Source organism: Brucella rhizosphaerae (assembly GCF_002252475.1).
In the GTDB taxonomy this organism is placed as follows: Bacteria; Pseudomonadota; Alphaproteobacteria; order Rhizobiales; family Rhizobiaceae; genus Brucella; species Brucella rhizosphaerae.
On sequence record NZ_NNRK01000017.1, the window covers coordinates 431456 to 440158 of the forward strand.

Sequence of the window (8703 nt, forward strand, 5' to 3'; positions counted from 1 at the left end):
GCGCCCGCCGCTCTGCGTTTGATTTTTTTCCATTAATGGTATTAGCCAAATGAAAAAGCCCAATATCCTCGTTCTGATGGTTGATCAGCTGAACGGAACTTTGTTCCCTGATGGCCCCGCAGATTTTCTGCACACGCCGAACTTACGCAAACTCGCGGAACGCTCAACACGCTTTGCCAATTGTTATACCGCAAGCCCGTTATGTGCTCCGGCGCGCGCATCCTTTATGTCGGGACAGCTACCTTCGCGGACAGGCGTCTATGACAACGCGGCCGAATTCTCGTCAGAAATTCCCACTTATGCGCATCATCTGCGCAATGCGGGATATCAGACCGCTCTTTCTGGTAAGATGCATTTTGTGGGCCCTGATCAGCTGCATGGCTTTGAACAGCGCCTGACGACAGATATCTATCCTGCGGACTTTGGCTGGACGCCTGATTATCGCAAACCGGGCGAACGCATCGATTGGTGGTATCATAATCTCGGCTCCATCACCGGCGCAGGATCGGCGGAAATCACCAATCAGCTCGAATATGACGACGAGGTTGCCTATCAGGCAGAAGCCAAGCTTTACGATCTGGCACGTGGCCATGACGAGCGCCCCTGGTGTCTGACAGTGAGCTTCACGCATCCACATGACCCCTATGTGGCACGCAAACGCTTCTATGACCTTTATGCAGATATTCCTGAGCTTGATCCGAAAATCGAGCCCTTACCAGAAAGTGCCATCGACCCGCACAGCGAGCGCCTGCTACACGCTAGCAAGGCCGAAGATTACAATCTTACGCGCGGGCAGATCAGGGCAGCAAGGCGGGCCTATTTTGCCAACATCTCCTATGTCGATGAGAAAATTGGCAATCTGCTCGACGTCATCGAACGATGTGAGATGAGCGACAACACTCTGGTTGTATTCACATCTGACCACGGTGATATGCTCGGTGAACGTGGCCTTTGGTTCAAGATGAACTTCTTTGAAGGCTCTGCTCGTGTGCCGCTGATGATCGCAGCCCCCCAGCTTAAACCGGGACGCATTGATGAAGCCGTGTCTACGCTTGATGTCCTCCCAACACTTTCCGATCTCGCCGGTATTGATCTGCATGGCATCATGCCGTGGACAGACGGAGTGTCACTTGTCGATGTGGCCTCGGGCACGCAACCTCGTGGCGCTGTGCCTATGGAATATGCTGCTGAAGGCACTGTTGCGCCGATGGTTTCTCTGCGGGAAGGCGACTGGAAACTCAATATTTGTCGGGTTGATCCACCACAATTGTTCAACCTCGCCGACGATCCTGATGAATTGAACAATCTCGCAGAGGCGCCCGAACACAATGAGGTTTTGCAGCGGCTTGTTGGTAAAGTAGACGCGCGATGGAATCTTGAGCTTTATGATCGTCAGGTGCGGGCAAGCCAGGCCCGTCGCCATGTGGTTTATCCGGCGCTGCGAAATGGCGCTTATTACCCGTGGGATTATCAACCACTACAAAAGGCATCGGAACGCTATATGCGCAACCATATGGATCTGAATGTTTTGGAAGAAAATCAGAAGTTTCCGCGCTAGAGCACGTCTCCCAACAGTGGGAAGCGATCTAAATGTAATCAAGAGGTCGATCTTGGATCGGCCTCTCACTCATTTTAGAATATCGGAAAGACGCTTTTGTTCTTTTTCCGTGCGATCAAGATTGAGACCTGCCAGCAGATCCAGAATATGCGTCTTCATCAAGGATTCTGCTTCACCAACTTTATGCTGCTCAATGGCACCGACTAACGCATTGTGGGCATGGCTTTCACATGTCGTTTCTCTGCGCTGCCAATAAAGTGCGATGATCAGTGATGAGCGTGGCAGCAATTCGGCAACAAAGCCCGCCAAAATCGAATGTCCTGCGATCTCTGCGAGGTCGAGGTGAAACCGTGCTGAAAGTCTGATCGCATCACTGTCACGGCCAGCGTGAAGTGCCGCATGTTCATCATTAAGATGCTTGCGCAGTTTCGCAATGTCATCTGCCGTTGCAACCCTGGCTGCAAGCGCCGCGACCTGCGGCTCGATCAGGGTTCGCGCTTCAAACACTTCGCGCGCTTCCTCCCGCGAAGGCTCTGCAACAAATGCACCACGATTGGGTTCAAGCCGCGCAAGACGATCATGCGAGAGAGCCTGTAGAGCTGATCGCACCACCGCACGGCTGACCGAATAGATCGTGGCCAGTTCATCTTCTGGCAGTTTTGTGCCAGGCAGCAACTGATGGCTGACGATGGCATCTCTCAGGCCTTGATAAACAGAGTGCCAGCGAGCTGCCCCGTTGCCATTACCGTTTTCAGTCGTGTCTGGTGCGTTAGAGCCAAAAAAATTCATTTGTGTCCGAGTACCAAGTTATTCTGATCGCGGGAAACTCTACAAACATGCGGGTTTTCAGAGCTTTTCTTGTACATATCAAACTCGCCTCATTGGTTGTCAACAAATTCGCCGATTTGATATACAAGTTAGGATCGATACGTCGGAGATCCAGTTTCGATCCAATCTAATACTCGTTCTGAAGGGATTTTGGCCCATGCAGAAACGTTGAACCACTCAAACCTCGTGTTCCAGTGGTTTGAATCCCCACTGACTTACATGCTGCTTCAAACGTTAAATTCGAAAAACCAAATAGATTCATAAGCTTACTGGCGGTCATTTAGATTCCGACATTTGCTCAACGCCCGCCATTGAGGAATACAAATGTCGGAATCAGACCACTAGTCACCGCCCCGGTGAATATGTTTCAAATATTCCTTCAAAGGCCTTTGCTCGTGGTGGCAGATATCCGCCTCGTTTGGAGGTCTTCAATCCCAAGCTAACCAGTCCCTCACAAAGTTTGACAGCAGCCGTCACACCATCAACCACTGGCAAGCCGTGTTCAATTGATAAGGATGCGGCGAGGTCTGCCATCCCGGCGCAGCCAAGCACAATCGCTTCAGCATGATCATCACGGATCGCGCGTGCGATCTCGTCTGATATGCGTTTTCTGGCATCAGAGCCGGGAATTTCGAGGTCCAAGACTGCAACATCGCTGGCGCGAACGCGAGCACAGCGCGTCGCCAGTCCGTAACGTACCAGATTGTGCTCAATTGCCGGAACGGAGCGGGAGAGGGTGGTCACCACACTGAACTTGCCCGCAATCAGGCTCGCCATGTGAAACGCTGCTTCGCCAATACCGATCACAGGCATTGTGCTGGCGCAACGTGCAGCATCAAGCCCCGTATCGTCGAAACAAGCTATGATGCAAGCATCAGCCGAAGCATGTTTCTGCATTTCACCGATCATACCAGGAATTGCAAAAACCTCGTCGAAATAGCCTTCTATGCTGGGCGGGCCATCCTTAGGATTGACGGCTATGATATTGGTGTCGCTCAGCGCAACGCTGCGCGCAGCTTCGCCAATCTTCCGCGTCATGGAAGCAGTTGTATTCGGGTTGACAACAAGTATGTCCATTTCCTCAAACCATCTTTTTTTATCGTTGTTGATGGCTTAAAGCGCGGCAATTATTAAACCCAAATGACGCGCTTTAAGTTTTTGTTTTAGTGCATATTTTTAACGGAAAGCGAATTGTGTTTCCGCGACACGTCAGAGGCACAGAACGTCTTCAAATGTCATTCCGGCAGCCGTACTGCCCCCGAAGCACGGCTGCCGATCTGGGGTATGACTCAGATTTCACCACCCAGATAAAGTTTTTTCACGCGCTCGTCAGAGATCAGTTCTTCTGAATTGCCGGAAAGTACGATCTTGCCGGTGGTGAGCGCATAAGCCCTTTGTGAGATACGAAGCGCCATGCGCGAGTTTTGCTCGACGAGCAGAACACTCACTTTTTCATCTCGGTTGATGGCCACAATCGAACGAGCGATGTCCTGCACAAGCTTAGGTGCGACGCCCAGTGATGGCTCATCAAGAAGCAACAACTTAGGTTTTGCCATCAGCGCGCGCCCAATGACGAGCATTTGCTGTTCACCGCCGCTCATCGTACCTGCTGCCTGAGAATAGCGTTCTTTCAGACGAGGAAACCGACCCATCACCATTTCCAGCGTGTTGGCAATCTCTGCCTTGCTGGATCGCGTAAAAGCTCCCATCAGAAGATTGTCGCGCACGCTCATATAGGGAAAAACGCGACGTCCCTCGGGCACCATAGCGATACCCATTTCAACAATCGTATCGGAACGCGTTCCGTCAAGGCGGCGCCCTTCAAAGTAGATCTCGCCCTTGCGCAGTTTATTCAATCCCGTGATTGCTCGCAGGATCGAGGATTTTCCAGCACCATTTGCCCCAATCAGGGCTACTGTCTCGCCTTGGTTGACTGTCAGCGAAACGCCTTTGAGGGCGTAGACGTGATCATAATAGAGTTCAGCATCGTTGACTTTCAGAAGCTCTGTCATGATCAGTATCCAATCGTTTCATCTTCTGCGCCCAGATAGGCTTCGATGACTTTCTCGTTCTCCTGAATCTCCCTGGGCGTGCCTTCCGCAATCTTCTGACCGAAATTGATGACAACGATCCGGTCGGAGATATTCATGACGGCTGGCATATCGTGCTCAACGAGAAGAACAGTAACGCCGCGGTCCCGCACAGCGCGCACCATTTCCACTGCCTTGACAGTCTCGTCGTGGTTCATGCCCGCAAAAGGTTCATCAAGCAGCAGGATTTTAGGCTCTGTGGCTAGTCCAATCGCAATACCAAGTGCGCGCAGATGGCCATGCGGAAGGTTCTGCGCAACTTCGTTACGTTGGCTTCCAAGCCCCAGAAAATCCAGAACTTCGTCTGCAGAACGGCCGAATTCTTCCTGATCTTGCCGAGCAAGGCCTGTACCAAGGTAACATCCGAGGAAACTCGCCTTGGCACGCAGATGATGCCCGACAATGACATTGTCACGCACCGTCATGCCTTTGAAGATGGTTGTTTCCTGAAACGTACGGACCACGCCTTTACGGGCGACGATATGCGGAGCAAGGCCCGATATACGTTCACCGTTGAAGCGGACTTCACCTGTCGTCGGTGTAATAAACGAGGCGATCAGCTTGAAAAGTGTTGACTTTCCGGCCCCGTTTGGCCCGATCACCGACAGAATTTCCTTTTCCCTGACCGAGAATGAAACATCGTTGACTGCAACAAGTCCACCAAATCGCTTGGTCAGCCCTTTGACTTCGAGAAGTGCACTCATGATTTCGATCCTTTCTTGCCAGTCAGACGAAGGCTGAGCAGCCCGTTGGGCAGGAACAGCATTAGAATGATCAACAGGCTCGAGAAGATGAGGAGCTGGAACTTTCCAGTCTGGAAGAGGAAGTCCCAGCCAAAGTAGAGGACGAAAGTTCCTATAATCGGTCCGAAAACATAGCCAAGACCACCAAGGAAGCAGTTGAGCATGAAATTGACGGAGTCTGTAACGGTGAAGCTTGAAGGATAAATGGACTGAGAGATTGCCACAAACATCGCTCCACCAAGACCACCCAGAAAGGAAGAGATCGCATAGGCCAACACACGGAGATATGTGATGTTGACGCCAATAGATGAAGCAAGCTCTTCATTCTGTTGCAGCGACTGGCAAAGCCCACCGATACGCGAATGAATAAGCCGATAAAGACCGGCAAAGCAGAGCACCATCAGTACGACCGACACGTAATAGAAGGCGGCGCGTGGGTTCTGAAGCGTTGCGAAATCTGGCAGGATGTTCAGACCGAATATTGATATGCCGCCGGGCATCGGAATGCTGACCATACCTTTCGCACCGTTGGTGATTGGCAAGGCCATAGCAAGCAGACGCGCGACTTCTGTGAGCACCAGAGTAACCATGGCGAAATAAACGCCACGAAGCCGCAGGATCGGAATGCCGATAAGGATGCTGGCGAAGGCACAGAACAGACCGGCCAATGGCAGCGTCAGCCAGAATGATACGCCATATTTCACCATCAGAATGGCCGAAACATAGCCACCCATCAATGCATAGGCACCCTGACCAATATTAATGCGGCCGATATAGAAGGTAAGCCACACTCCACCGCTGACGATAGATAACAGAGCTACCGAAGTCAGCGTATAATAAAGGTCGCTACGCCCTGTTGTTTCAATAAGAAGCGGAATGCCAATTAGCACGAGTGCGAGAAAGGCAACGACGCCGAGAAGTTTTGTTGTCTTTGTCATGATTGCCCCCATCAACCCCAAGGTTTGCCCATAAGCCCGTTAGGGCGGAGGCTGAGGAAGACCATCAGCCCGGCAAAGATGACGAGATAAGTAATATCACCATAAGGACGCAGCACTGTGAGGCCCACCGACTCCAACATACCGAGGATGAAGCCACCGGCAATTGCACCGCTGACGACACCGGCGCCGCCAATCATCACCATCATGAAAGCCTTGATGGAAATGGCTCCACCAATGCCCGAATTAACCCCGGTAATGGCGACCAGCAAACCACCAACCAGACCGGCCAGCATTGCCCCCATTGCAAAACCGATCATGGAGTATCGGTCAACATTCACACCCATCAACTGAGCAGCCACACGGTCCTGGGCAAGCGCACGCATGGCGCGACCGGGTTTCGTGAATTGCATAAAGAGAACGAAAGCAGCAATGAAGACGATAGCAAGCACGCCGATCAACATGCGGTCATAAGGCATTATAAGCCAATCAGAAACGAAGACGCCGTTTATGATTTTTGGAACGCCGCGCTGCTTCTCACCAAAGAGCAATAGAATTATTGCGTCAAGAAAGAAGGCGACCGCCGCCGCAAGCAGCATCGTACTTTCATCTCTCAGACTTCGTTTGATAACGGGTCTGAATAAAAACTTTTCAATCAACGCGCCGACAATCATCAAAGTGACTGCAGAGGCTAACAACGCCACGACAAACGGCAAGCCGAGTTGACCATAGATCGTGTAGGTGACGAAACCTCCGAGCACATACATCTGGCCATGCGCGAAATTGAGGACGTTCATCAGTGCGAAGATCAGCGTCAATCCTAACGCGATCAGTGCATATTGCGCACCAAGATACAGCCCATTGGCTATAATTTGTTCCATGAAGACAGACTCCCCCTGTGGAGACAGGGCTAAGCCAACGCCTCCGTGACAGTTCTTTACGGTTGGGAGGCCTGATGCGGACGATATGGCACCGCATCAGGCTATTACTTTGAGTGCGGTTCGTTTAGTCGACCTTCGCCACGAACAGCGTTTCAAATTTTCCGTCCTTATACTCGGTCACGACCATCGGAATGCCGATCTGGCGTTTCTGGCCAAATGACGTTGTGCCGACATAAGTCAGCTTCGCGTCATCACCCTTCACAAAGGGGTTCTGTGCCGAGAACGTATCCATGGTCTTCATAAATTCTTTGACATTATCGATGGCGGCCGGATTGGCTTTGATCGTTTCGATAATATAGTCGAGTGCATAGACCTTGGTGTTGGACTCGTCATTATACTCGCCATAGGCTTTGGTGTAGCGATCAACGAATTCCTTCATGGTGTCAGACGCGATTTCCGGCGTCGAAGCACCACCTACGGAGATGAAGCCATTTGCAAGCTCACCCGCACCTTCTTCAAGAACTTTGGCATCCTGTGCGGTTTCAGTTGAAATGAAGCCTTCGTAGCCGAGTTCACGCGCGGCGCGGATCAGAAGTGGCGCATTGCCAGGTGCGACACCTGAAAGAACCAGAAGATCTGGCTTCTGCATGATGATTGGTGTCAGAACAGGTGTAAAATCGCGGGTATCGTTCTGATAAGCATCACTGGTCGAAACGACTTCAAGACCAAGAGCCTTGGCTGCCTCGATGCCGCTGTCGCGCTGGCTCAGTGGATCAGACTCATTAGCGGCGACGAACGCAACAGTCTTAATGCCCTTATTGTCCTTGAGATATTTATAGATCGCGGGACCCGACTGATAGTTCGCGATCATGCCCAGAACAGCATTGGATGCAGGCGGCGTGTAAAGTTCTTTCGGGAATGAATAAGGGAAATAGATAATCCCCTTGGACTCAGCGACAGGTCGCACAGCGGCGGCGCCGTCATCGACATTTGGCCCGACAACGTAGTGCACGCCTTCCTGAGCCATTTTTTCCATGCCGGCAATGGCGCGCTTGGGATCTTTCTGATCATCGAATGTGACGATATTGATCTTGTAAGTATCGTCACCGATCTTCACACCACCGGACTCATTGAGCCAGTCAGCGCGCACCTGCATCGAACGAACATTGGAAGTGCCCCACGATGCGGCCGGCCCACTGGTTACACCGACAAATCCGATTTTGAGTTCTTTGTCTGCTGCTTGGGAGGCATTGGCGGACATGAGCGCAAAAATTGAAACGGCGCCCAGCGCCGCAGTTTTGATAACTGCGCGTCTGTTAAACATTTTTATTCCCCTTGTTTAAATCACCCCTCTCTCGTTTGATGGAGAAGAGCATGATGGATTGAACGTCACATCTAAAAAATTGTCAACAATATTAATTATAATCATAAACAAAGAAACGAAGGGGTGATTACAATGCTTTCCGGCTGACGATCAAGTACTTCGATTATAACGGCTTGCACCTGACTGATGCCGATAAAAATGCTCGCCCAATCATGGGAACGACTTGCTTCAATATTAAATCGCGGAAACAGCTCTATCTGTTTGTTTTAACGCATTTGCCGGCCATAAAACCACTTCACACTTTTGGCTCAAATGCATTAGGGTCTTCTCTATTCGGCGTGTTG

8 protein-coding genes are annotated in these 8703 nt (G+C 51.2%); 1 reads left to right on the forward strand and 7 read right to left on the reverse strand.

Translation table 11 applies throughout. The features are described from left to right. Nucleotides 1–49 precede the first annotated feature (49 nt). Entirely contained in the window at nt 50–1558 is a 1509-nt protein-coding gene (betC, locus tag CEV32_RS04115; RefSeq protein ID WP_094574425.1) for a choline-sulfatase, read from the forward strand. Nucleotides 1559–1627: 69 nt separating this feature from the next. Here the strand turns inward: betC and CEV32_RS04120 are convergent, their stop codons facing one another. From CEV32_RS04120 to CEV32_RS04150, 7 genes are all read right to left on the reverse strand, one after another. Continuing rightward, on the reverse strand, nt 1628–2347 hold the full coding sequence (locus tag CEV32_RS04120) for a GntR family transcriptional regulator (protein WP_094574427.1): 720 nt from the start codon (nt 2345–2347) through the stop codon (nt 1628–1630). 384 nt (nt 2348–2731) lie between these two features. Further along, entirely contained in the window at nt 2732–3463 is a 732-nt protein-coding gene (locus CEV32_RS04125) for an aspartate/glutamate racemase family protein (protein ID WP_094574429.1), read from the reverse strand. 212 nt (nt 3464–3675) lie between these two features. Continuing rightward, entirely contained in the window at nt 3676–4398 is a 723-nt protein-coding gene (locus CEV32_RS04130) for an ABC transporter ATP-binding protein (RefSeq protein WP_094574431.1), read from the reverse strand. Between the two features lie 2 nt (nt 4399–4400). After that, nucleotides 4401–5180 carry an ABC transporter ATP-binding protein gene (locus CEV32_RS04135; RefSeq protein WP_094574433.1) on the reverse strand — a complete coding sequence of 260 codons (780 nt, stop codon included), beginning with the start codon at nt 5178–5180 and terminating at the stop codon, nt 4401–4403. Beyond that, nucleotides 5177–6157 (reverse strand): branched-chain amino acid ABC transporter permease, encoded by a 981-nt coding sequence (locus CEV32_RS04140; protein ID WP_094574502.1) that lies wholly within the window; start codon nt 6155–6157, stop codon nt 5177–5179. Before CEV32_RS04140 ends, CEV32_RS04135 begins: the two co-directional genes overlap by 4 nt. An 11-nt stretch (nt 6158–6168) precedes the next feature. Then, nucleotides 6169–7035 carry a branched-chain amino acid ABC transporter permease gene (locus CEV32_RS04145; protein ID WP_094574435.1) on the reverse strand — a complete coding sequence of 289 codons (867 nt, stop codon included), beginning with the start codon at nt 7033–7035 and terminating at the stop codon, nt 6169–6171. Nucleotides 7036–7159: 124 nt separating this feature from the next. Then, nucleotides 7160–8359: an ABC transporter substrate-binding protein gene (locus tag CEV32_RS04150; RefSeq protein WP_094574437.1), complete on the reverse strand. Its 1200-nt coding sequence runs from the start codon at nt 8357–8359 to the stop codon at nt 7160–7162. Nucleotides 8360–8703: the final 344 nt, after the last annotated feature.

What these genes read in the sequence shown, in the direction of transcription:
- CEV32_RS04130 (WP_094574431.1), bottom strand. Translation starts at nt 4,398, where the DNA reads ATGACAGAGCTTCTGAAAGTCAACGATGCTGAACTCTATTATGATCAC.
- CEV32_RS04145 (WP_094574435.1), bottom strand. Translation starts at nt 7,035, where the DNA reads ATGGAACAAATTATAGCCAATGGGCTGTATCTTGGTGCGCAATATGCA.
- CEV32_RS04150 (WP_094574437.1), bottom strand. Translation starts at nt 8,359, where the DNA reads ATGTTTAACAGACGCGCAGTTATCAAAACTGCGGCGCTGGGCGCCGTT.
- betC (WP_094574425.1), top strand. Translation starts at nt 50, where the DNA reads ATGAAAAAGCCCAATATCCTCGTTCTGATGGTTGATCAGCTGAACGGA.
- CEV32_RS04140 (WP_094574502.1), bottom strand. Translation starts at nt 6,157, where the DNA reads ATGACAAAGACAACAAAACTTCTCGGCGTCGTTGCCTTTCTCGCACTC.
- CEV32_RS04125 (WP_094574429.1), bottom strand. Translation starts at nt 3,463, where the DNA reads ATGGACATACTTGTTGTCAACCCGAATACAACTGCTTCCATGACGCGG.
- CEV32_RS04135 (WP_094574433.1), bottom strand. Translation starts at nt 5,180, where the DNA reads ATGAGTGCACTTCTCGAAGTCAAAGGGCTGACCAAGCGATTTGGTGGA.
- CEV32_RS04120 (WP_094574427.1), bottom strand. Translation starts at nt 2,347, where the DNA reads ATGAATTTTTTTGGCTCTAACGCACCAGACACGACTGAAAACGGTAAT.